This is a genomic window from Salinimonas marina (assembly GCF_015644725.1).
Taxonomy (GTDB): domain Bacteria; phylum Pseudomonadota; class Gammaproteobacteria; order Enterobacterales; family Alteromonadaceae; genus Alteromonas.
Map to the genome: position 1 here is coordinate 432,501 of NZ_CP064795.1, position 23,464 is coordinate 455,964.

Annotated in this window: 17 protein-coding genes, 6 tRNA genes, 3 rRNA genes and 2 pseudogenes (1 of these 28 running past the window's edge); 19 read left to right on the forward strand and 9 right to left on the reverse strand. The window is 49.4% G+C overall.

Features of this window, described 5'->3' with window-relative positions; all coding sequences use genetic code 11:
• The 19 genes and pseudogenes from IT774_RS01900 to IT774_RS01990 form a co-directional block, all read left to right on the forward strand.
• Positions 1–367: ribosomal RNA gene (locus IT774_RS01900) — 16S ribosomal RNA — on the forward strand (it extends 1,169 nt beyond the left edge of the window).
• Positions 368–447: 80 nt separating this feature from the next.
• Positions 448–523, forward strand: a tRNA-Ala gene (locus tag IT774_RS01905).
• Positions 524–697: 174 nt separating this feature from the next.
• A tRNA-Ile gene (locus tag IT774_RS01910) sits at positions 698–774 on the forward strand.
• 470 nt (positions 775–1,244) lie between these two features.
• A 23S ribosomal RNA gene (locus IT774_RS01915) occupies positions 1,245–4,341 on the forward strand.
• Between the two features lie 249 nt (positions 4,342–4,590).
• Positions 4,591–4,706 (forward strand): 5S ribosomal RNA (gene rrf, locus IT774_RS01920).
• Together the 16S, 23S and 5S rRNA genes with 2 tRNA genes alongside form the textbook arrangement of a ribosomal RNA operon.
• 656 nt (positions 4,707–5,362) lie before the next feature.
• Positions 5,363–6,321 (forward strand): annotated as a pseudogene (locus IT774_RS01925) (IS3 family transposase); the annotation flags it as partial.
• A gap of 194 nt (positions 6,322–6,515) precedes the next feature.
• Entirely contained in the window at positions 6,516–7,568 is a 1,053-nt protein-coding gene (locus tag IT774_RS01930; protein ID WP_195809695.1) for an IS110 family RNA-guided transposase, read from the forward strand.
• 20 nt (positions 7,569–7,588) lie between these two features.
• Positions 7,589–7,792, forward strand: a pseudogene (locus IT774_RS01935) (integrase core domain-containing protein); the annotation flags it as partial.
• Positions 7,789–8,076, forward strand: a complete 288-nt coding sequence (locus IT774_RS01940; RefSeq protein WP_195811113.1) for a hypothetical protein — start codon at positions 7,789–7,791, stop codon at positions 8,074–8,076. The pseudogene IT774_RS01935 and the gene IT774_RS01940, both read left to right, overlap by 4 nt.
• Before the next feature lie 104 nt (positions 8,077–8,180).
• A complete protein-coding gene (murB, locus tag IT774_RS01945) occupies positions 8,181–9,173 on the forward strand; it encodes a UDP-N-acetylmuramate dehydrogenase (protein ID WP_195811114.1) in 993 nt (330 codons plus the stop codon).
• On the forward strand, positions 9,170–10,156 hold the full coding sequence (gene birA, locus IT774_RS01950) for a bifunctional biotin--[acetyl-CoA-carboxylase] ligase/biotin operon repressor BirA (RefSeq protein WP_195811115.1): 987 nt from the start codon (positions 9,170–9,172) through the stop codon (positions 10,154–10,156). The genes murB and birA overlap by 4 nt, the downstream gene beginning before the upstream one ends.
• Positions 10,146–10,901, forward strand: a complete 756-nt coding sequence (locus IT774_RS01955; RefSeq protein ID WP_195811116.1) for a type III pantothenate kinase — start codon at positions 10,146–10,148, stop codon at positions 10,899–10,901. The genes birA and IT774_RS01955 overlap by 11 nt, the downstream gene beginning before the upstream one ends.
• 99 nt (positions 10,902–11,000) lie before the next feature.
• Positions 11,001–11,076, forward strand: a tRNA-Thr gene (locus tag IT774_RS01960).
• 9 nt (positions 11,077–11,085) lie between these two features.
• A tRNA-Tyr gene (locus IT774_RS01965) sits at positions 11,086–11,170 on the forward strand.
• A gap of 32 nt (positions 11,171–11,202) precedes the next feature.
• Positions 11,203–11,277 (forward strand) — tRNA-Gly (locus IT774_RS01970).
• Positions 11,278–11,285: 8 nt separating this feature from the next.
• Positions 11,286–11,361, forward strand: a tRNA-Thr gene (locus tag IT774_RS01975).
• A gap of 67 nt (positions 11,362–11,428) precedes the next feature.
• On the forward strand, positions 11,429–12,613 hold the full coding sequence (gene tuf, locus IT774_RS01980; protein WP_195811017.1) for an elongation factor Tu: 1,185 nt from the start codon (positions 11,429–11,431) through the stop codon (positions 12,611–12,613).
• A 278-nt stretch (positions 12,614–12,891) separates the two neighbouring features.
• The gene (locus IT774_RS01985) at positions 12,892–13,440 is read left to right on the forward strand and encodes a hypothetical protein (RefSeq protein ID WP_195811117.1); all 549 of its coding nucleotides are present in this window, start codon (positions 12,892–12,894) and stop codon (positions 13,438–13,440) included.
• 204 nt (positions 13,441–13,644) lie between these two features.
• Positions 13,645–16,101: a S8 family serine peptidase gene (locus tag IT774_RS01990; RefSeq protein WP_195811118.1), complete on the forward strand. Its 2,457-nt coding sequence runs from the start codon at positions 13,645–13,647 to the stop codon at positions 16,099–16,101.
• 44 nt (positions 16,102–16,145) lie between these two features.
• On the opposite strand, the gene IT774_RS01995 is transcribed toward IT774_RS01990, so the two are convergent.
• From IT774_RS01995 to IT774_RS17180, 9 genes are all read right to left on the reverse strand, one after another.
• Positions 16,146–16,772 carry a response regulator gene (locus tag IT774_RS01995; RefSeq protein ID WP_195811119.1) on the reverse strand — a complete coding sequence of 209 codons (627 nt, stop codon included), beginning with the start codon at positions 16,770–16,772 and terminating at the stop codon, positions 16,146–16,148.
• Positions 16,769–17,461 carry a sensor histidine kinase gene (locus IT774_RS02000; protein ID WP_195811120.1) on the reverse strand — a complete coding sequence of 231 codons (693 nt, stop codon included), beginning with the start codon at positions 17,459–17,461 and terminating at the stop codon, positions 16,769–16,771. Before IT774_RS02000 ends, IT774_RS01995 begins: the two co-directional genes overlap by 4 nt.
• Entirely contained in the window at positions 17,454–18,719 is a 1,266-nt protein-coding gene (locus IT774_RS17155) for a tetratricopeptide repeat protein (protein ID WP_232365073.1), read from the reverse strand. The genes IT774_RS02000 and IT774_RS17155 overlap by 8 nt, the downstream gene beginning before the upstream one ends.
• A complete protein-coding gene (locus IT774_RS17160; RefSeq protein ID WP_232365074.1) occupies positions 18,641–20,404 on the reverse strand; it encodes a protein kinase domain-containing protein in 1,764 nt (587 codons plus the stop codon). The genes IT774_RS17155 and IT774_RS17160 overlap by 79 nt, the downstream gene beginning before the upstream one ends.
• 321 nt (positions 20,405–20,725) lie before the next feature.
• Positions 20,726–21,229, reverse strand: coding sequence for a GAF domain-containing protein (locus IT774_RS17165; protein ID WP_232365075.1), 504 nt, complete (start codon positions 21,227–21,229; stop codon positions 20,726–20,728).
• Positions 21,193–21,588: an FHA domain-containing protein gene (locus tag IT774_RS17170; RefSeq protein ID WP_232365076.1), complete on the reverse strand. Its 396-nt coding sequence runs from the start codon at positions 21,586–21,588 to the stop codon at positions 21,193–21,195. The genes IT774_RS17165 and IT774_RS17170 overlap by 37 nt, the downstream gene beginning before the upstream one ends.
• A gap of 10 nt (positions 21,589–21,598) precedes the next feature.
• A complete protein-coding gene (locus tag IT774_RS02015; RefSeq protein WP_195811121.1) occupies positions 21,599–22,441 on the reverse strand; it encodes a DUF6689 family protein in 843 nt (280 codons plus the stop codon).
• 84 nt (positions 22,442–22,525) lie between these two features.
• Positions 22,526–22,915, reverse strand: coding sequence for a hypothetical protein (locus IT774_RS17175; RefSeq protein ID WP_232365077.1), 390 nt, complete (start codon positions 22,913–22,915; stop codon positions 22,526–22,528).
• A gap of 8 nt (positions 22,916–22,923) precedes the next feature.
• The gene (locus IT774_RS17180; protein WP_232365078.1) at positions 22,924–23,463 is read right to left on the reverse strand and encodes an S-layer homology domain-containing protein; all 540 of its coding nucleotides are present in this window, start codon (positions 23,461–23,463) and stop codon (positions 22,924–22,926) included.
• Position 23,464 lies beyond the last annotated feature (1 nt).

Below are 23,464 nucleotides of genomic sequence, written 5' to 3' on the forward strand. Positions count from 1 at the left end.
AGGAAGGTGGGGACGACGTCAAGTCATCATGGCCCTTACGTGTAGGGCTACACACGTGCTACAATGGCATTTACAGAGGGAAGCGAGACAGTGATGTGGAGCGGACCCCTTAAAGAATGTCGTAGTCCGGATCGGAGTCTGCAACTCGACTCCGTGAAGTCGGAATCGCTAGTAATCGCAGGTCAGAATACTGCGGTGAATACGTTCCCGGGCCTTGTACACACCGCCCGTCACACCATGGGAGTGGGATGCAAAAGAAGTGGTTAGCATAACCTTCGGGAGTGCGATCACCACTTTGTGTTTCATGACTGGGGTGAAGTCGTAACAAGGTAACCGTAGGGGAACCTGCGGTTGGATCACCTCCTTACCAAAAGAATCGACGAGCACTCTTAGCGTAGTGTCCACACAGATAGTCTTGTTATAGAAAAGAAGAACGACCGTTTTTATGGGGCTATAGCTCAGCTGGGAGAGCGCCTGATTTGCATTCAGGAGGTCAGCAGTTCGATCCTGCTTAGCTCCACCACTTCCGCCCGTTATTTGATTCAAAATGAGTCAGATTGCTGAAAGAAGGTTATAGCGAAGCGATTTGGTTTGAATGCGTACCGACTTGAAGAGCGAGGAAGGAGCATACATACGTATGTGACTGACAAGCGATGAAACCAAGGTGCTCAGTCAAGGCAAAGCGAAAAGCTAGAACAGGCTTGTAGCTCAGCTGGTTAGAGCGCACCCCTGATAAGGGTGAGGTCGGCAGTTCAAGTCTGCCCAAGCCTACCATTTCTTCCCTGCTTTTCGTTATCGAATTGCTTATGTGCTGCTTGCACACTACGCAATCCGATGCCTCAATCAGAGAAGAAATGCGAAAAAAAACTGGTTGCCAGGAAGACCGGAATCCTAATGAATATTTACTGTTTCAGTAAGCATTGATTAGGGTTTTTTACCCTAAGGATAAAAGTACTGCTTTGAGCAGGAAATACCCAACGTTCTTTAACAATTTGGAAAGCTGATATTAATTAGTAATCAATCAAAATTGAGTAACTGAGATTGAATATCGAAAGATGTTCTTTCAAGTAAGCTACTCTACTTGACTTAAATTACTTGTTATCGAAAAGCGCTGAAAAGCGTGCCAATCGGCAAGTCCGATTGTCAATGAGATAGCAAGGCAATTTATCGATTAGCTTGTCATCATACAGCAGGTGTTAACTCACCGCCTAACGCAGAAGTCAAAAGGCTGCTTGGGGTTGTATGGTTAAGTGACAAAGCGTATACGGTGGATGCCTTGGCAGTTAGAGGCGATGAAGGACGTGTAAGTCTGCGAAAAGCTGTGGTGAGCTGACAAAATGCATTTGAGCCACAGATGTCCGAATGGGGAAACCCACCTGTTTACAGGTATCTTATAGTGAATACATAGCTATAAGAGGCGAACGAGGGGAACTGAAACATCTAAGTACCCTTAGGAAAAGAAATCAACCGAGATTCCCCTAGTAGCGGCGAGCGAACGGGGATTAGCCCTTAAGCATTTTATAAGTTAGTGGAAGCCTCTGGGAAGTGGCGCGATACCGGGTGATAGCCCGTACACGACAACGAATTAAATGTGAAATCGAGTAGGTCGGGACACGTGTTATCTTGACTGAATATGGGGGGACCATCCTCCAAGGCTAAATACTCCTAACTGACCGATAGTGAACCAGTACCGTGAGGGAAAGGCGAAAAGAACCCCTGTGAGGGGAGTGAAATAGAACCTGAAACCGTATACGTACAAGCAGTGGGAGCCCCATCACTAAGTGCCTTTAGTGATGTGACTCACAAAGTGCTAACCCTTGATATGACGATTAACGTTGACCTGCGAAGCAGCCAACGGTAAACCGCCACCAATCAAGCAGGGTGCTTAGTGATGGGGTGACTGCGTACCTTTTGTATAATGGGTCAGCGACTTATATTTGGTAGCAAGGTTAAGCGAATAGCGGAGCCGTAGCGAAAGCGAGTGTTAACTGCGCGTTGAGTTGCCAGGTATAGACCCGAAACCCGGTGATCTAGCCATGAGCAGGTTGAAGGTTGAGTAACATCAACTGGAGGACCGAACCCACTGACGTTGAAAAGTCAGGGGATGACTTGTGGCTGGGGGTGAAAGGCCAATCAAACCGGGAGATAGCTGGTTCTCCCCGAAATCTATTTAGGTAGAGCCTCGGACGAATTCCATTGGGGGTAGAGCACTGTTAAGGCTAGGGGGTCATCCCGACTTACCAACCCTTTGCAAACTCCGAATACCGATGAGAACTATCCGGGAGACACACGGCGGGTGCTAACGTCCGTCGTGGAGAGGGAAACAACCCAGACCGCCAGCTAAGGTCCCTAAATATTGCTAAGTGGGAAACGATGTGGGAAGGCACAGACAGCTAGGAGGTTGGCTTAGAAGCAGCCATCCTTTAAAGAAAGCGTAATAGCTCACTAGTCGAGTCGGCCTGCGCGGAAGATGTAACGGGGCTAAGCAATATACCGAAGCTGCGGCAGAGGACATCACTCAATGCTATTTAAGCTAACAGCGACCTGGCAAAGCCAGCCGCTGGTAAAGCGTTCATCACAAGGTGGTGAAGATAAAGAACGAAGAAGTAGCATTCAGGATGTCCTCTGGGTAGGGGAGCGTTGTGTAAGTGGATGAAGGTGAACCGAGAGGTTTGCTGGACATATCACAAGTGCGAATGCTGACATGAGTAACGATAATGGGGGTGAAAAACCCCCACGCCGGAAGACCAAGGTTTCCTGTCCCATGCTAATCAGGGCAGGGTAAGTCGGCCCCTAAGGCGAGGCGGAAACGCGTAGTCGATGGGAAACGGGTTAATATTCCCGTACTTGTATAATCAGTGATGGAGGGACGGAGAAGGCTAAGCAAGCCTGGCGTTGGTAGCCCAGGTGAAAGTGAGTAGGCTGAAGAATTAGGTAAATCCGGTTCTTCAAGGCCGAGACACGAGACGAGCTCCTAAGGGAGTGAAGTTGTTGATGCCATGCTTCCAGGAAAAGCTTCTAAACGTATGATTATGTGAACCGTACCCCAAACCGACACAGGTGGTCAGGTAGAGAATACTAAGGCGCTTGAGAGAACTCGGGTGAAGGAACTCGGCAAAATAGTACCGTAACTTCGGGAGAAGGTACGCCCTTGTTGGTGATAGAACTTGCTTCTTGAGCTGATGAGGGCCGCAGTGACCAGGTGGCTGGGACTGTTTATTAAAAACACAGCACTCTGCAAACTCGAAAGAGGACGTATAGGGTGTGACACCTGCCCGGTGCCGGAAGGTTAATTGATGGGATTAGCGTAAGCGAAGTTCTTGATCGAAGCCCCGGTAAACGGCGGCCGTAACTATAACGGTCCTAAGGTAGCGAAATTCCTTGTCGGGTAAGTTCCGACCTGCACGAATGGTGTAACCATGGCCACGCTGTCTCCACCCGAGACTCAGTGAAATTGAAATCGCAGTGAAGATGCTGTGTACCCGCACCTAGACGGAAAGACCCCGTGAACCTTTACTACAGCTTGGCACTGAACATTGAACCTACTTGTGTAGGATAGGTGGGAGGCTTTGAATCGCAGACGCCAGTTTGCGTGGAGCCGACCTTGAAATACCACCCTGGTATGTTTGATGTTCTAACATAGGTCCCTTATCGGGATTGTGGACAGTGTCTGGTGGGTAGTTTGACTGGGGCGGTCTCCTCCCAAATAGTAACGGAGGAGCACGAAGGTTAGCTAATCACGGTCGGACATCGTGAGGTTAGTGCAATGGCATAAGCTAGCTTAACTGCGAGACAGACACGTCGAGCAGGTACGAAAGTAGGTCATAGTGATCCGGTGGTTCTGTATGGAAGGGCCATCGCTCAACGGATAAAAGGTACTCCGGGGATAACAGGCTGATACCGCCCAAGAGTTCATATCGACGGCGGTGTTTGGCACCTCGATGTCGGCTCATCACATCCTGGGGCTGAAGTCGGTCCCAAGGGTATGGCTGTTCGCCATTTAAAGTGGTACGCGAGCTGGGTTTAGAACGTCGTGAGACAGTTCGGTCCCTATCTGGTGTGGGCGTTGGATGATTGAGGGGAGCTGCTCCTAGTACGAGAGGACCGGAGTGGACGAACCGCTGGTGTTCGGGTTGTTATGCCAATAGCATTGCCCGGTAGCTACGTTCGGAACGGATAACCGCTGAAAGCATCTAAGCGGGAAGCCGAACCCAAGATGAGTCATCCCTGACCTTTAAGGTCTGGAAGGGTTGTTGAAGACGACAACGTTGATAGGCAGGGTGTGGAAGCGTTGTAAGGCGTTAAGCTAACCTGTACTAATTGCCCGAAAGGCTTAACCATACAACCCGAAGCGGCTTTTTACCTACAAGCACTTGCGTTGCAAGTGGTCGTAAAGATTTGCTTATCGCAAGCTGCGAGCTTGCTGACAAATCTTATCCTCGCTAAAGAGGAGGTAAAGCTCAGGGTTGTAAAGAAGACAAGCTAAATATTGAAAGTGTAAGTCAGAGTAGCATGTTACTCAGTGATTGATTGAATATCAGATTTCCCAAATTGTTATGTTATCGGCGCAGCCGGTAACAACCTTTTTTGCTTGGCGGCCATAGCGACGTGGCACCACCTGATCCCATTCCGAACTCAGAAGTGAAACACGTTAGCGGCGATGGTAGTGTGGGGATTCCCCATGTGAGAGTAGCACACCGCCAAGCTCCTCATTACACGAAAAAGCCCACTCATTTGAGTGGGCTTTTTCGTATATGCGCAGCATCCTAAATAGTGTTGATACTTTACTCTAGCTGGGGCTGATGCAGGCGTACACTTCCATGTGGCGTAGTGCCAGCTCGCACTTCCTATGCTCGCGTTCGTACCTTTTAAGGTGACGTTAAGTCACCTTAAATTTGCGTTGCAAACCGGAGCCTCACCCATCCCTGGTGCTGCCACCAGTCTCGCCCTCCTTGGCGAGCCGTAAATCACTGACGAGGATACTTAATCCTCGCCCTGGCGTGATTTACCCCCATGTGAGAGTAGCACACTGGCCCTTGCCGGCTACGGAGCTCCTCATTCGAAAACAAAGAACCCCGCGCATGCGGGGTTTTTTGTTTTAAGAAGCAGCATCCTGCGATGCTACTTCAACGGTAACCCAACCCATCGTGTAGTTGAGTCATTGCATTCGGAAACATCCATGTTGGTTAGTGCCAGGGCGTACTTCCTGTACGCCCGTTCGTTCCTTTTAAGGTGACGTTAAGTCACCTTAAATTTGCGTTGCAAACCGGAGCCTCACCCATCCCTGGTGCTGGGTGTAGTGGTCTAATGATCCCGGACACCAATTTAGGTGGTAAAGTTACCGCCTTAGAAGAGGTGTTTAATGAAAAAACAACGTCGTTCGTTTTCGACAGAGTTCAAACTGGAAGCTGCAAATCTGGTCATCGAGGAAGGTTACTCAGTATCTGAAGCCTCAAGGGCCCTGGATGTTGGTGAAACTGCCATTCGTCGGTGGATAAAGCAATTACAGGGAGAGCATCAAGGCAATACGCCTAAGTCCAAAGCGTTAACCCCTGAACAACAAAAGATCCAAGAGCTGGAAGCTCGTATTAAGCGACTTGAAACTGAAAAACGCATACTAAAAAAGGCTACAGCTCTCTTGATGTCGGACGAACTCGAACGTACGCATTAATAGACCAATTGGGAGAGCAGGAAGCCATTGAGACGGTCTGTGACGTATTTGATGTAGCATCCAGCAGTTATTATGAGCAACGACAACGCCGTAGCAAAATTGACGTAGAGCGAACAACATTACGTATTAAGGTGAATGAGCTGTTTCGCGACAGTCGTAGCTCAGCAGGCAGTCGTAGCATCATGCTCATGTTGCAGGAAGATGGCTATACTATTGGTCGTTTCAAAGTACGTCGGTTAATGAAAGAGCTGGGCTTGATATCTAAACAACCGGGTTCCCATGCCTATAAAACGGCAACGGTTGAAAGGCCAGATATACCCAATGTACTGAAGCGTGAATTTGACGTGGTGACACCGAATACCGTGTGGTGTGGCGATATCACTTATATCTGGGCCGGAAGCCGATGGCACTATCTGGCTGTAGTATTAGATCTCCACAAACGGCGCGTAGTGGGTTGGGCATTATCTGCAAAGCCTGATGCCGAGTTGGCAATAAAAGCATTGGCAATGGCCTATGAACAGCGAGGCAGGCCACAAAACATCATGTTCCATAGTGACCAGGGTAGCCAGTATGGCAGCCGTAACGTTAGACAAAGGTTATGGCGTTATCGTATGGTTCAGAGCATGAGTCGGCGAGGAAATTGCTGGGATACAGAGATTATACTTACCAGTGCTGACAGTAATAATCTGACCCGTGCTGGGATTGACCTTGTGTCTTTGTGTTGACCTGTCGATTATTGCTCGTCAGTTAAAGTTGGGATCATTCCAGTATCCGTGACCTAATAGGAGCATTGTTTTGCATCTTCAGTGTCCAGTCCGGTGGCTGGTTTACTGAGGAAAAACTGATGAACCGTGATCATTTAAATAATCAACTCACCCTCGGAGTTGATACTCACCTTACTAGCCATGTTGCTGTTCTAATTGATAATATTGGTAAGGTTGTCGATACGCAGGAGTTTCCGGTCTGTTATATTGGATATGAGAAGCTTTTCAACTGGGCAAAATCATTTGGAAATATTAGACAGGCTGGACTGGAGGGAACCGGCACTTACGGTGCTGGTCTTTGCAAGTTCCTAGAGGAAAAGGGTTTGAAAGTCTTTGAAGTCAATCGGCCAAACAGGGCGAAACGTCGACTCAGAGGAAAATCAGATCCCACTGACGCTGAGAATGCAGCGCGCTCAGTCCTGGCGAATGAGTCAACAGCCATCCCTAAGTCACATGATGGAATTGTCGAAGCCTTGAGGTATCTTGTTGTCGCCCGGAAAAGCGCTGTTAAAGCCCGTACTCAGGCCATCAATCAAATCAGAGCGCTTCTAGTCACAGCCCCTGAGCAAGTTAGGGTAGCATGTTATGTCCCATCGACCCGTCTATGTATAGCTGCTTGTAAACAAATTCAGAGCAACGACAGTGATGTGCGGTTAAGAACTTTAGCGGCAATGCTCAATCTACTAGCCGATCGTTGGCTTAGGCTAACTGAAGAACTCAGACTAATAGGAAAACGTCTGACAGAGCTGACAAAATCAACAGCCTGCCACTTACTTGAACAATTTGGTGTTGGCCCATACGTCGCTGCAACTCTCATGGTCACAGCCGGTGATAATCCGACCCGGCTTCATAAAGAGTCTTCATTTGCGGCGCTGTGTGGTGTAAATCCGCTAGAAGCATCATCAGGTAAAACTCAACGTCATCGTCTTAACCGAGGCGGCTCAAGGGATGCTAATAATGCGCTATGGACAGTAGCCCTCATTAGGATGCGAAGTGACCCAAGGACGAGGGTTTATGCGGCTAAGCGAACAGCTGAGGGTAAATCAATTAAAGAGATCCAACGATGTCTCAAACGCTACATTGCTAGAGAGCTTTACCCGATAATGGTATCCGATCTATCCATACTAACGTGATAGCTTGACATAGGAGCGTCAACGCCCCCATGGAAAGGCTCTTTCGTAGTCTAAAAACCGAATGGGTTCCTTCTACGGGTTATGTCTCCAAACAAGAAGCGGCAAAGGATATCAGTTACTACCTGATGGAGTATTATAACTGGCAACGGCCGCACAGTTTTAATGAAGGGTTGGTCCCTGCCAAAGCAGAAAGTCGACCTAAAATACTGTCCGGTATTAGTTGACCACTACATACGCTGATCGCTCGAAGGTGACTGAGGTCAGATTTAATAAGGACGCTTATAAGACCTACCGTATTAAGATAGAAAAAACGGTCGGTCAATATGTCGATACCTCTCTTCTAATTTTAGCGAAAGAATCGGTAACCCAGCGATACACCCGGGTTTTAAAAATTATTGAACAAAGCGAAGCTTCTCAGGCCGGGGTACTAAATAAGGTCCTGCTGAATGTGACCGATAAAGAAGCACTGAATGCTTATCAAAAATTTCAATCTTCGTTGCATCGCTAAAGAATAAGACATTTGGCGGTTGGGGTTAATCCACCGCTTCACCTTTTCATCTAGCGCCACATCCCCTACTATATCGGCAGTTTTGTTTTACAAAAGGTGCCGGTGTGCTTGGTCTTTCCTCCTATCATTCGTTTCATCTTTCCAGCTGTTGTGAATCGCTGATTGCTTTTGAAAATGTCGAGCAGCTTCGTGCAGCGCTTAATAATGCCTCTCGATACTATTTATTAGGGGAGGGCAGCAATACTTTATTTGTTGAGGACTTCGCCGGCACTGTACTGGTGAATAAAATTAAAGGTATTAGCAGTACTACCACCGAAACAGCTGTGCACTTACAGGTAGGCGCAGGTGAAAACTGGCACAAACTGGTGACCTATGCCCTAGAAAACGGTTATCACGGCATGGAAAACCTGGCGCTGATCCCTGGCTCAGTCGGTGCCTGCCCTATTCAAAACATCGGTGCCTATGGGATAGAAGTTGCCGATTTTATCGAATCAGTTGAATGCATCAATCTGGCTACCTTTGAAACTCAGCAATTAACTCATGAGCAATGTCAGTTTGGCTACCGTGACAGTATCTTCAAACATAGCCTGGCCGGTAAAGTGGTTATTACTCAGGTAAACTTTAAATTGCCCACAAATTATACGCCAGTGACCACCTATGGTGAGCTGGCAGCGTTAAATAACCCTGGGCCTCAGGATATTTATGATGAAGTTATACGGGTACGGCAAAAAAAGTTGCCGGATCCCGCTGTGCTTGGCAACGCCGGAAGCTTTTTCAAAAACCCCATTATTGGGCTTGGGCAATATGAACAATTACTAAACATCCACCCTGGGCTTCCCGCTTACAAAGTCGACGACCATCGTATGAAAGTTCCGGCAGCCTGGTTAATTGATAAGCTTGGATTTAAAGGCAAAACGCTGGGTGAGGTGCGCTGTCATCCTACTCAGCCGTTGGTATTGACCAATCTGGGTAACGCCTGTGGCGAGGAGGTCTTACAGATGGCACGGCAAATAATCAGCTCAGTGAAACAACGGTTTGCCATTGAGCTGGAACCTGAGGTGCGTTTGATTGCAAAACATGGACTGACCACGCTATGAAACAAGCATCCAAATTAATTCGCCAGCAAATACTGGCGCTCCTGGCAGATGGGCAGTTTCACTCTGGTGAGGTAATTGCGCAACAGGTGGGCTTATCGCGAACCGCTGTCGCGGGGCATATCAGTCAGCTTTCTGACTGGGGGCTGGATGTTTTTAAAGTAAAGGGCAAGGGCTACCGCCTTAATCGTCCGTTTACTTTATTAAATGCCGAGCACATTAAAAAACATCAGAATAAAAACCGGCTGGCAGTGATTAATGTGGCACCGGTGTTAGAGTCGACTAATTCAGAGCTGAAAAAACGTATCGCCAATTCCAGAGAAGAACTGGCCAACGGTGATACCGTGCTGGCTGAGATTCAAACCGCGGGGCGGGGACGTCACGGTCGGCAATGGCTGGCTCCGGTTGGCGGTAGCCTGACATTTTCAATGTATTGGTCGTTTCCGGACGGCTATCAAAGCATGACAGGGCTGTCACTATTAGTAGGGGTGGCCATTTGTGAAGCATTACAAACCATGGGCGTTGATGATGCTCAGGTAAAATGGCCAAACGACATTTATCTAGGGCATAAAAAGCTGGCTGGTATTTTGATTGAGGTTGAAGGCCAAATCGGGGCCACTGCCCATTGTGTAATTGGAGTGGGCCTGAATGTCTATGTGCCGGCCGATGAGTTCGATGTGGGTCAGCCACATACTGATTTAGCGGCCGTGCTGGGCAGCGAACCCGACCGCAACGAACTGGCCGCGAAAGTGATTGCTTCCCTTTGGGAGCATCTTGATGGGTTTGCCGCCCATGGATTTGACAGATATGTGCCTATTTGGGAGTCGCTGGATATCTTTGCTGATAAAAAGATTGTGCTGCAGATGGGAGAAAAACGCTTTTGCGGGGTAGATCGCGGTGTCGATGCCAGCGGGGCGTTGCTAGTAGAAACTGAAGATGGCATCACCCGCTTTCACGGTGGCGAGGTAAGTCTGCGTGGTTACTGAAAAATCAGTGCTGTTGGTCGACGCTGGCAATACTCAGCTAAAATATGTCAGCCTGGCGCAATATAAAAAGCATATTTTTTGCGCCGACTCTGCCGCCAGCTTGTTTAATGTGCTTAGTGAAGACCCCCTACCGACCCATATTTTTTTATGTAATGTGGGAAAAGCATTAATTGAAACGCATTTTATTGAGTTTTGTCAGCAGTCCAGGATTGAGCTTCATATCATTCGCACGGAAGAATGTCGTTTTGGGCTACAAAATAGCTATATAAATGTAAGTAAAATGGGCAGCGATCGGTGGTTGGCCATGATCGCCGCACAAGAAATGACCACTCAACCCTATGCGGTAATAGATATTGGTACGGCACTAACCTGTGATTTTGTGGAAGATGGTCAACATTTAGGCGGTTGGATCGTTCCGGGTTTTGCCTTGATGCAAAAAAGCCTGGTTGAAAACACCTCCAAAGTGAGTATCGATTCGCGTATTCCTTCGGATTTTGGAGTAGGGCAGGATACTGAAATATGTGTCGCTATGGGATGCCAGGCGGCGGTGCGTGGTGTTTATTTGAGCGCCGTTGATTATTTGTCGAGCAAACAGTCTTCATTTTCGATAATTATCGGTGGTGGGGGCAAAAACATGCTTGCATTTGCTGAATCTGATGGTAGCATCCTCGTCGCGAATTTGGTGGTGCATGGCCTTGCCCGCTACGCCAGAAGTTTACTTCCGGCGCTGGTTTCCGACCGATGATAACTACTTCATCAGTCAGAAGAAAAAATCGAAATTATTTCGAAAAGGCTATTGCACTGAGTAAGTGATTACTCTAGAATGCGCACCACTTGATGACGTGCCGACTTAGCTCAGTTGGTAGAGCAACTGACTTGTAATCAGTAGGTCGCCAGTTCGACTCCGGCAGTCGGCACCATCAATCTCAGGAGGGGTACCCAAGCGGTCAACGGGAGCAGACTGTAAATCTGCCGGCTCAGCCTTCGCAGGTTCGAATCCTGCCCCCTCCACCACTTTTCTATGAGGTGGCCAGAGAATTAGGAACGCGGGCATCGTATAATGGCTATTACCTCAGCCTTCCAAGCTGATGATGCGGGTTCGATTCCCGCTGCCCGCTCCAATTAGTGTGCTGATATAGCTCAGTTGGTAGAGCGCACCCTTGGTAAGGGTGAGGTCGGCAGTTCGAATCTGCCTATCAGCACCATTCTTCTCCCCAGCTCATATATAATGAATTTAAAAGTTTTTAAGTAACTTTGCTGGGAAAATAGAAAATGGCAAAAGAAAAGTTTGAACGTACGAAAACTCACGTCAACGTGGGTACAATCGGCCACGTTGACCATGGTAAAACCACTCTAACTGCGGCAATCACTACTGTTCTTGCAAAAGCGCACGGTGGTTCAGCTCAGGCATTCGATATGATCGATAACGCGCCTGAAGAAAAAGCCCGTGGTATCACCATCTCTACCTCACACGTAGAGTATGACACTCCAGCTCGTCACTACGCTCACGTAGACTGCCCAGGACACGCCGATTATGTTAAAAACATGATTACCGGTGCTGCTCAGATGGACGGTGCGATTCTGGTTGTTGCGGCGACTGATGGCCCTATGCCACAGACTCGCGAGCACATCCTGCTAGGCCGTCAGGTTGGTATTCCTCACATAATCGTGTTTATGAATAAATGCGACATGGTTGATGACGAAGAGCTGCTTGAGCTGGTAGAAATGGAAGTTCGTGAACTGCTTAACGAATACGAATTCCCAGGTGATGACCTGCCAGTAATTCAGGGTTCTGCTTTGAAAGCGCTGGAAGGCGAAGAAGAGTGGGAAAAGAAAATCGTAGAGCTGGGTGAAGCCCTGGATTCTTACATCCCTGACCCAGAGCGTGCTATCGATAAGCCGTTCATTCTGCCAATCGAAGACGTATTCTCAATCTCAGGCCGTGGTACTGTTGTAACCGGTCGTGTTGAGCAAGGCATCGTAAAAGTTGGTGAAGAAGTTGAAATCGTTGGTATGAAAGACACTACCAAGACAACTTGTACCGGCGTTGAGATGTTCCGTAAGCTTCTTGACGAAGGCCGTGCTGGTGAGAACGTTGGTGTTCTTCTGCGTGGTACTAAGCGTGACGAAGTTGAGCGTGGTCAGGTACTTGCTAAGCCAGGTTCAATCACTCCTCACACTAAGTTTGAAGCTGAAGTATACGTACTTGGCAAAGACGAAGGTGGCCGTCATACGCCATTCTTTAAAGGTTACCGTCCACAGTTCTACTTCCGTACAACTGACGTAACTGGTGCTGTAGAGTTACCAGAAGGCGTAGAAATGGTAATGCCAGGCGACAACCTGAAGTTCGTAGTAGAACTGATTGCTCCTATCGCGATGGACGAAGGTTTACGCTTCGCAATCCGTGAAGGTGGTCGTACTGTAGGTGCGGGTGTTGTTTCTAAGATTATGGACTAATCTGAAACAGTACTAAGTACTCTGAAAAAGGTCGCGCAAGCGGCCTTTTTTATTGCCTGTCACTCTGACAGTCGGCTTTAGCGCACCACTGCTACCTTATATAAAGTATATAAAGCTCCATCTTTGAGCACCATTCTGCAATCTATTCCCACGCCGCGCGGCAATCTGATGCCGTTAACCATCACCTGCAATTATCTTTTAAAACTAGGGGTTACCCCCTATAGCGATACGTTCCCTGATAGGCCAACATAATTGATATCAAAACAGGATGTCTGATTATGCAACGATTATGGACCGCTTTACTGGTGATGGCTTTTGCTTTTCCCTGCCAGGCCGACTTTATTGAGTATCGATTTAACACGCTGGAAATGCGTGGTGACGCAGGAGAAGTAGCCACCATTGAAGGCAGTATTCAATACGATACAGCCGGACCAAGGGATAGTCATCGTTGGTATCACTTTCTGTTCTGGTTGACCTTTGAAGATACGGTTCACCAGTTAGATGAAGATGATTTAAACCAAATAAACATCAGCGATCTGGATGATTTGCAGTTCGGTGATGAAGCGGAGGAAGGCTTTTCCTTCGCCTTTGGCGATAATTTTAACCTGTACAGCGGCCGAGCAGCGATCGGCAACGATACCTGCCTTTACACAGAACAGCAGCAACTGTGTGCCAACGGGCTAATTTCACTAAGCAAACGACGCATCGCGGCTGAGATTCCGACAACCGCTACGGCTGCGTTACTGGTGCCGCTGTTGTTATTAGGCTATCGCCGGAAATTGTATGGCAGAGATGCGCCGGTACTAAAATCAAATAACTCCCTTTAGAACGTCACTTGCAGCGCATGGATGCGCTTTTTTTAGTGTCGATTATTTCAGTTTACCAGTCTTACCGCACCCTTCTTATTATTGCTCACTGCCAGGAGTGATCAGGCTTTACTGTTAACAAAAAGTGAATGATAGGGGGAACCCCCATAGAGCCACGTTCGTGATTACGAAATACTGAATGCGTAATCACGACTGAGGTTTATTATGACTTTCTCCACCAAACAAACACTTATCGCCGCCGCTGTGGCACTGTCGCTTCCTGCCAGCAATGCATGGGCAAAAACATTTGATCAAACGCTGGCAGAGTCGCTGCTGGCCGCACCCAATGAACTCCAACAGGTTATTGTTACTTTCGAGGGTAATGGTCCCGCCAGTAATGAGCAGTTAGATGCGATTAAAGCACTGGGTATTGACGCTGGCGTGAGCATGCAGGCATTACCCATTGTTGGCATTATGGCCACCAAGGCACAGGTTGATGCTCTATATCAGCGCGACGATGTTGTCTCGGTATGGAACAATGATGCTCTGGTGCTGGAAAACCATGAGTCTACACAAATTACAGGCGTACAGGCATTACGTGCCGATCAGGATTTACGTAATCACGGCATACCGTATTCTGGCCGCGGCATTGGCGTGGTTGTCAATGACTCTGGTGTTGATGGCACCCATTCTGATTTGGCCTTTGGCGATCACGTGGTACAAAATGTAATGGCCCAGCTCAACCTGGCAAGTTTTTCTGATTTGTTGCCTATTACCTATCAGGAAAATGTAGCCAATACCGATATTGCCGGCGGGCACGGCACCCATGTGGCCGGTACCGTAGGTGGTAATGGTGCAAAAAGTTCAGGCTTACACGCAGGGGTTGCTCCGGGTGCGGACATTATCGGATATGGCTCCGGTGCGGGCTTGTTTATTCTTGATACCATCGGCGGGTTTGATTACGCGCTCACTCACCAGTACGATTATAAAATCCGGGTTATTTCGAACTCGTTCGGAAATACCGGTGATGTAGGCACCGACTTTAATCCGGATGATCCCACCAATGTGGCCACCAAAGCACTGGCCGATCGCGGCATTATCACGGTGTTCTCAGCCGGTAACTCCGGTCCTGGCGAATCCACGATTACCGGTAACTTTAAAAAAGCGCCCTGGGTTGTGACCGTTGCGGCGGGCAACAAGCAGGGTGAACTGGCTGACTTTAGTTCACGTGGCGTTGATGGCAAGGGTGGTGAAGCGGTTGTCGATGGTGAAGTTTTCCGCTGGGAAGATCGCCCCACCATCACCGCGCCAGGCGTAGATGTCATCTCCGCCCGTGCTTCCACCTCCAGCCTGGGCGGACTTAGTGCCACCACGGATGCTGAGATGATAGAACCACAACATCTGCCTTTTTATACGGTATCCAGCGGCACTTCCATGGCGGCGCCCCATGTTTCCGGTATTGTGGCATTAATGCTTGAAGCGGATACCAGTCTGCAATGGCAGGATGTAAAACATATCCTTCAGGAAACCGCGACACCTATGGCGGGCATGAGTGACTGGGAAGTCGGTGCTGGTTATGTCAATGCCCATGCAGCGGTTAACGCTGTTGTTAATGGCGTTGAAGTGTACGGTGATACCGTCAAACTGAATCGTGAGTTTAATGCTTTCGCCAATATCAGTGAAGGTGACAGTTTTACCCTCACCACCACTTATCTGCCGGCTGGCGATTCCCCCACCGAGACCTTTAATGTTGGTGACAATGTGTCAATGGTAGTGGCTAACGCCTCCATCGAGTCCGCTACCGCATTTGTATTAGAAGATCCGGCTGGTAATCGCTATGGAAGTGGCATTGGTTTACCAGTGCTGGGTTCCTCTGTAGGTACGGCTGCCCCTGGCATGCCCGGCACCTGGAAGCTGTATAGCCGCGGTATTGGTAGTATCAGTGGGGTGTCTGTGGACCCGTTAGGAGTGACGAATGGAGTGGGGGTACCCAGTACCGCCGATGTCAATATTCGGTTACTGGAGACCTCGGGTTATACGGGTATTGATGACACGCAAAATCACCCGTCGCGCTCATTTGTTGAGTATGTAGTGAGTAATCAGCTGATGGATGCCAAAAAGCATGGTTTCAAACCCGATGCAGCGCTGAAGATGAAAGACTTAGCCGACGTGTTATCGCTTAGCGGTACCGTGCGTCAGTCTTTACAAGGTAACCAAACCGACTTTTTAGATGTGAATAACCGTTATGCCGCGGCTGTTAACTCGGCCACCACCCCGGGCGCCGTACTGGCAGATTTGACGATGTCAGACAAGGCCCTGATTGAAACCGGTGGCAGCCAGGTATTTGGTTCCAAAGATACGGTAACCCGTGAAGCGATGGCCTATTCAATGGTGCAGGCACTAGGCCTTCAAGCCGCGGCGGAAGCCTTCAATCCAGACGATGATATTGTCGCCGTCGTGTTAGGTGAAAGCGTTATCGTGGAAGATACCAGTGATATTGCGCCGCATTTGCGTGGCTATGTACAGCAAGCGGTTGCGACTGGCCTGATTCAGGTAGAAGTGCAGGTCAGCCAGGGCCAGTATGACCTGGAGCCAACGCTGAAAGCCTTCTACAATCCGGCCGATACGGTAAGCCGGGGTGAAGCCGCCTTTATTGTGACCCAGTTTGACCAATTGAAGTAAGCCATCCTAAGGGGCGTGTTCCTACACACCCCGATACCTCTGTCTCATTCCAACAGGCCGGCTTTGCCGGCCATTCTGACCAGCTCCGCAGAACTCTTCAAATGTAACTTTCGATAAATATTGCTGCGATGATTTTCTGCGGTTTTCAAGCTCATCGACAACAGCTCCGCGATTTGTTTGCTGGTATTACCGGCAGCGACCAGAAAAAAAACTTCACGCTCGCGGCGGGTTAAAACACTAAGCGGACTGATATGAGCTTCCGGGGAACTTCCGTTTTCATGCAGACTTTGGGGAAAGCAGGTACGTCCGCCCACCACCGTTTTGATTGCTGCAATCAGTGTTTCCTGCGATGACTCTTTCAGAATATAGCCTTTGGCGCCGGCAGCCTGCATGGCTTCAACATATTCCACTTCGTTGTGCATCGACAACACCAGAACTTTTGCATCACTACGCTGGGTTAATATCTTATCAATGGCGACTAACCCGCTCATCCGCGGCATCGAAATATCCATCAGGATGATGTCCGGGGCCAGGTTGATTACCATGGCCAGTAGCTCAATACCGTCGCCGCATTCGCCAATTACCTCAAAACCCTGCTCGGCCTGCAGCATCGTGCTTACGCCCTGACGCATCAGCGCGTGATCATCGGCAATAATAATTTTTATTGTCATAATGGTACCGAAATTATTGTGCTAGTGCCCTGGTGCAGCGCTGACTCCAGGCTCAGGGTGGCATTAAATGCCTTGGCCCTGTCTGCAATGCTAATCAACCCTACACCGGGTTCTATCTGTGCTCTGTCAAACCCACAGCCATCATCTCTGAGCTCCATCCGGATCACATTATGGTGGGTCATCAGCTTAAGTTCGACCTTACTGGCCTGGGCATGTTTTACCGTGTTGACCAGTGTTTCCTGAGCAATCCGGAATAACAGCACGCTGATCTCTTTATTAATCTCAACGTTGACGTCTAGCTGACAATGATAGTCGATTTGCTCATGTTCTAACAAACTACGGCACAACCATTTAAGCGCCGGCTGCAAACCCAGGTCATCTAAAATGGTTGGACTCATCAAACGTGATAACTGGCGCACATCCGCCAGTGCCATCTCGGCAATACTGTGCAATGCGGTAAGTTCGGGTTGTTGCGCACTCAGGTCATGCAAACGCCGGGTAAGGCCGGTTAACAACTGGCCGACCCCATCGTGTAGCTCACGGGACAGGCGGGATTTTTCGGCTTCCTGTTGGGCCCACAGTCGCTTTGCCAACCCGGTCAGCTGCTCTTGCTCACTATCCAGCCGCTGCTTTAAAGTGGCTTGCAATGCTTTGATGGTTTGCAGGTCCGCATCGTACGTATTATTCAAGATAGGTCTCTTGGTAGGTTTGAATTTGTTCTTCGGGGAGCTCCTGCAACCACTGGGATAACAAGGTCTGTTGTTGCTCACTGCTGGCTGGCACAACGGAGTAATACAGGTGGTTACGCCAATAATCCGGATGCACTGCCAATTGTTGTTCCAGTCTGGCCAGGCTTTGTTCATCGCCCTCGCGAGCCTTCAGGTACAGCCATTGTAAATGGGTTTGATAAAATACCGGGCGATGCAGCTGATCGGCCTTTTGCATAGCCAGGCTTTGCGCGGAAAGCTCAAACCGCTCCTGTATATCAAGCAATATTTTTAGCTCCACATGAATGGGCATATTGGTGGTATTGACCAGGGCCAGATAGCCTGGATGACTCTCGTTGACCCGCTCCCCCTGATGAAAGGCGTGCGCCAGTTTAAGCCAGCGATACACCATCTGTTGTTCACTACTGGTGCGGTCAACCTGGGTGCTCAACTGCGTAAGTTTTTGCTCCAGACAAGGCCAGTCAGCGGTTCTCAGACAAATCTCGCCCATCCACAAGCTGCTTTCAAGCTGAGCCTTCGGGTCCTCTGCCTGTTGGGCAAGTGACTGTGCGGCTTCGGTGTGTTTTATCGATTCTTGAAGGCTGCCCTTGGCAAAATGCAAATAACTCAGCAACAGATGTTGATACAGGCGCTCCTGCCCCAGCTCGGGTGATAGACTTTGCGTCAATTCGCCCAGCTCGCGGCTGGCCGCCGTGTTATCGCCCTTCATTAGCTTAAGATGAATGAGATTCTGTTGGGTGCGTAGCTGGTGGCTTTGATCATTATTTCGGGTAAATAACGACAATGCCTGCTGCCAGTAGATTTCGGCCAGGGCAATGTCACCAATCAAGAAGTGCATGTAGGCAACATTGCTCATGCTTTCCGGTTGCAGTTGTGTATCCGACATTTGCACTCGCAAATCCAACCCATGTTTGTAATATTTGAGCGCGGTAGGGTAGCGCCCCTGTTCCTCATACAAGAAACCAAAGGTATCCATAATATGAGCTTGCTCGGCCTGGTCGCGTTGCGCCTCTACCAAAGTTCGGGCCTCCTGTAGGCTGTCTTCGGCTTCATCAAAACTGCCTTGAATAATGCCTACGATCGCCAGGTTGGCCAGTGTTTTTGCCCGTTCATCCGGTTGGGTCTGAGCACTGCGAAGGGTCAGCGCATCTTCAAAATAGCGCTGGGCCTGTTCATATTCTGCCAGGCGAAGATGAGCAATGCCGAATGCATTGAGCACCAGGCTTTCACCATGGGATCCTTGCTGCGACGAAATGCAACCAGCGCCTTGGTCAGGGTTTTGTCCAGGGCCGCAGCAAAGTCGCCACGCAGAATTTGCAGTCGGGCCAGCTGGAATAACCACTGACCATTGTGCGGTTGCAGCTCAATGGCACGTTGATAGTCTTGTTCCGCCGCGGCTAAATTATTGGCCCATTGATTAATATCGGCGCGGGTGGCAAGTAATTCTGGGCGATCAGGATAGGCCTCTACTAGCGCCTGAATGCTTTGCTGCGCTAGCGGTAAATCATCATTGAGCTGAGCGGTGAGTAAATTACCCTGGAGTTTCCAGTAAGGATGTAAATCTGAAAAGTTAGCCAGTGTGGACAACGCCTCCCGGCTCTGGGCGATATCATTGTTATCGGCTGCGTATTGCGCTGTTGCCAGCCAGGTGCCAGGGTAGTCAGGTGCCTGTTGTTGTAGTTGGGCTAAAGCATCGCCAAAGGTAGTGGCGGTGTCCAGAGCGGTTAATGCTTCAAGGTAGGTCAGGTCAGGTAAAGCCACCGGGGTAGTCAACTGGGCAAACAGAGTATCAATGAGTGTTGTTGAAAACTGTTCCAGGTGAGTGGCCAGGTCACCACTGGCGACTTCCTGGGTTTGGGTGAAAATGACATCATTGGCCGGCATCAGAATCATGGTGGCATGCAGCAGATACTGGCCGGTATTTGCTGGAGTCAATTCCAGCGTCAGAATTAAATCGGCATCCAGGGTGGTCGCCAGGTTCAACCGGTCCTGGTCATTTTGTAACGGTTGCAGTGCTAGATTTTGAATCAATTGCTTGCTGGTGGCGGCCGGGACCAATGCCAAGTCAGGGTGTAGGGCCATTGGGTAACGCAGCAACCGTGTCATTGTGCCTAACAGCGGATACTGCTCATCATGCAGCAAGGCAAGCTGTAAGGTTTTTTCGGGCAGCGTGGGTGTGTGGGGCGCCGGGGAGCGCGACAACCCAGTTACGATAACCCCCACCAAAAACACTAACAGAAGACCAACCGTAAGCGGGTTACGAAGCTGGGTGTTGGAAGACTCAGGCTCTTTTAGCACATTGCTGAGCTTGGGACGCTGTTCAGGATGAGGGTGGGTCAGCCGGGCATTGTTTCGTTGCCGTTTTTGACGCCAACGCCAGTCCCATAGCATTTGTTTCACCGGCACCGCCGCCAATACTTCCTGCAATACCATGCCAGCACTGTAGGTGTCTGATTGGAGAGTAGAAATACCGTTATTTATGACCTCTGGCGCGGCATATTGCAAGTGTCCACTGGTATGCTGTTGGGTGCTGAGCGAGTGGCCAATGCCGAAATCAATCAGCATCAGATCATCATCATCGGTAATCAAAATGTTATCAGGCTTGATATCACCATGATGAATACCAGCCGATTGACAGGCTAATACAGCCTCAAGCAGTTGGCGGTTCCATTTGTCATAAGAAGCCGGCCCCACACTGCTAAGCAGGCGTTCGCACAAGGGCCGACCCGTCACCAGTGCCATGGTAAAAAAAGCATCGTGGCCATCAGAAAAAACATCGTGCACGCGAATAATATTAGGGTGCTGGATTTTACGCGCAACCAATACCTCGTTGCGCAGGGTTTGCATACTGTGAGGGTCTGTTGCCGCGCCAGCAAGCAGTTTTATGGCGACCTCAACATCCAATAATTCATCATAGGCGCGGTAAACGGCGGCCTGGGCGCCACTGCCTAAGGGGCCACCACTCTGAAGCGATCGGCAAGGAGGGTCTGACAGGCAAGCTGAGGGCCTGAATGAAGTTGTTCAGTCGGTAGTGCGTTTGGTGAGGACGGTAAAACATTATGCCCGCTCACATAGTTACCTCATAACCCGTGTGGTTTAGCAATCTCAGTCGCCTGTATAGTCAGGCAGATATGTGCCAGTGGTGTCCTCCGTGAGTTGCTACCGTGCTTCTCGGTAACCGTTTTTATTTATTGCTCAGGCGCTAAAGCCGGTGCAATACGATACTTAATGCATCGCCACTGGCGACAAAGCACTCCGTGTCTTGTCCAGCATATTAATTCTATGCTCAATATTGTGATAAAGCAGCCTTAAAGACAAGAGGTCAGCTAACTTTTGTGCAAATGCGATGTCAATCTGGGTGAAAAAGCGTTTGTCCTGGGTGGAGTCGGCATATAAGACACCGACAATATTGTCATTTACCATCAACGGCATGGCCAGGGCGGCCTGAATATTAAACCGAATCACACTTTGTTGGTGGGCCAGGCCTTTATCATCGGCCAGGCTCCCTACCGCCAGGGTACTGCGCTGCTCCAGACATTGCCGAATGAAAGTGCGGCTGCCGGTGAAGCCGGCATCCTGCATCCAGGGCGTAAAGCCTAAGCTTTGATGGCTTTTGGCATCCTCACTGAGCAGAATAACTGCTGCACGCTCACACCCCAGTGATTGTTGCAGACATTCCTGCGCCAGCAGAATTAAAGCCTGACTATCGGTGCATTGCTGTAACTGCACAGAGTGCCGGGTGAGCTGCTTTTCGCGCCACACCCTTTGGCTATCCAAACGCACCACGTCTTGTGCGGCCAGGGGGTTAACTGACAGGCCACCGGGCCTAACAAAATGGTATACACCTGGTTTATCATCAGATTACTAATAGCCTTGCCATGCGCAAAACAGCCAGTGGAACTGGTGTCGCTAAATGTCCAGTGAGCATCATTCTGGGCCTGCAGGCAAGCGTGGAGGCGCGACACTTGGGGGTGCGCAATGGTGATATCGGCGTCACCAGAGCGGCCAATACGATATTGGCGTCCTTCGAAGAGCATGTGCTCACAGACCGAACCATCCGTCTGAGTATAGGCAATTTGCAAGGGCATAATCAGTGCCTTATTGGGTGCGAAGGGTATAGCGCAAAGTATACAGACGAGACAGTAAATCACCTTTTACATTAACGATATCACCGCTGGAACGCCATACATCTGGCACCGTGTTACCGGTAGTATCTTCCAAAGCGGCAATTAAGGCATCACTTGCTGTCAGAGCGCTGTCAGTATCGAAGGTCAGAATGGCACTTTCCAGAGTCAGCATCAGCGGATCAAGCAAAGTGGTCACCGCGGCAGGCAACATCGCGCGGTTATCCCGCAAGGTATCACTCAACAGCGCAAACTTATGTTCGATGATGGTGTTGGTGTCACGAGAGTCCAGCAAAATAATAAAATCGGAAAAGCGGCCTGTGCTACCCCGTGCCCGGTAACTGCCGGTGCTGGTCAATGTCGTAATATCTTCGAAGGTGCCCTCATCATGAGAGGTAAACAGGCGCCATGGTACGGTCGGGTCAAAATGAATGGCTTTGGTGTAAAATTCAATATTAGCTAACCCCTCAAACGCAAAGCCTTTATCACTTTTGGGTTGCACCGACACCAACACCGGAAACCCTGCTACACCATCAACCAGAGATGAGGGTAAGCGATCAACCACCCGGGGATCGGTGGGCATTACAATTTCAGCAGAAATATCCAGATTCGCGGGATGCAGACCCACCACCTGGTCGAACTCCAGCGACAATGCTAAATCAAAAGACTGGCCCAACATAAACTTCGCCTGCACCTGATTGTCACTATAAGACACGGTGTGAGGCGCTACGGACTGCGCTTGGACGGTGGGGAGGAGCCCTAGTATCATCGTACCAAGCACTAATAAACGACAGATGGAGCCTTGCATAACTTTCATAGTATTACCTCTTAAAGCTGTGCTTAAAAACTATACGAAAAGAGTGCCATTATCAAATGATAATGGCACAAGTTAGTTTATAATTTAGTTTTCAAGGTATTGCGTATAGAAACGTGAAGCCAGCAGCGCATAATGAGCCCGGGTGATAGTTTCATCAGCATTAAATCGTGCCGTTAATGTGGGTGACACCGCAAATGGACCCTGTTCGATACCAAATTCCACATTCACCAGCGACAGGGTAATGGCCAACTGGACATAGCCTTTCATCTCTGCGGCAATCTCGTCCTGGTCCGCTAGCACAAGCTCTTCGCCACGATAATTCACCACGATATCCCGGTTTGGATCAAAACTGGTAGCAAGGTCTTGCAGACCCAGCAACTGGACCAGCGCGTAGGCCATATCAGCTTTGTCCATTTTGCCAAAAGGGTCGGCGCTGCCATTCACCGTAGGCAGGATTGGAGCTTGTTCACGCAAATTATCCTTTAGCGCCCCCCAGAGACTGACACTGACTCGATAAATGCTTTATCAAAACCAGGCAGATTGCCGAGCTCTGGCGCCGCATCATTTAACAGGTCACGATATTGTCTGACCGCACCGCCCATCACAGCGTACCGGGCAAAGTCCTTACGTTTAAGGCTGGCGTCAGGAAAAAATTTGTTGTTGTTTAACCCGTCCATCAAGCGCTCACTCACCGCAAACTCAATAGCGCCTTGCTGCGGATGACCCGCGACGTCGTTCAATCCATCAAAGCCACTGCTTTGTTCAAACGAAACGGTAACATCAAAGGTTTCCGGAATACCCGGCCCATTGGTAACGCCCAGTACATCGGCTTGCACCCCTGATAATGAGGTTAAGCCATAGGCGTAAATGCCCCAGGTGCCTGGCTGCGCCGGTGCAGAAACCCGCATTGTCTCACTCAGTACCGGAGTACTCAGGTTGCCAAAATATTCAGTGCCGTCCGGGGCCACCAATACCAGTTTGGTCAGGTTCGCCAACGTACTGGCAGAGGCTTTGACCAACACG

Coding starts and splice junctions, on each gene's coding strand:
- IT774_RS17170 (WP_232365076.1), bottom strand. CDS start 21,588: ATGCCCTTGCAAATTGCCTATACTCAGACGGATGGTTCGGTCTGTGAG.
- IT774_RS01930 (WP_195809695.1), top strand. CDS start 6,516: ATGAACCGTGATCATTTAAATAATCAACTCACCCTCGGAGTTGATACT.
- tuf (WP_195811017.1), top strand. CDS start 11,429: ATGGCAAAAGAAAAGTTTGAACGTACGAAAACTCACGTCAACGTGGGT.
- IT774_RS01995 (WP_195811119.1), bottom strand. CDS start 16,772: ATGACAATAAAAATTATTATTGCCGATGATCACGCGCTGATGCGTCAG.
- birA (WP_195811115.1), top strand. CDS start 9,170: ATGAAACAAGCATCCAAATTAATTCGCCAGCAAATACTGGCGCTCCTG.
- IT774_RS02015 (WP_195811121.1), bottom strand. CDS start 22,441: ATGAAAGTTATGCAAGGCTCCATCTGTCGTTTATTAGTGCTTGGTACG.
- IT774_RS01990 (WP_195811118.1), top strand. CDS start 13,645: ATGACTTTCTCCACCAAACAAACACTTATCGCCGCCGCTGTGGCACTG.
- IT774_RS01985 (WP_195811117.1), top strand. CDS start 12,892: ATGCAACGATTATGGACCGCTTTACTGGTGATGGCTTTTGCTTTTCCC.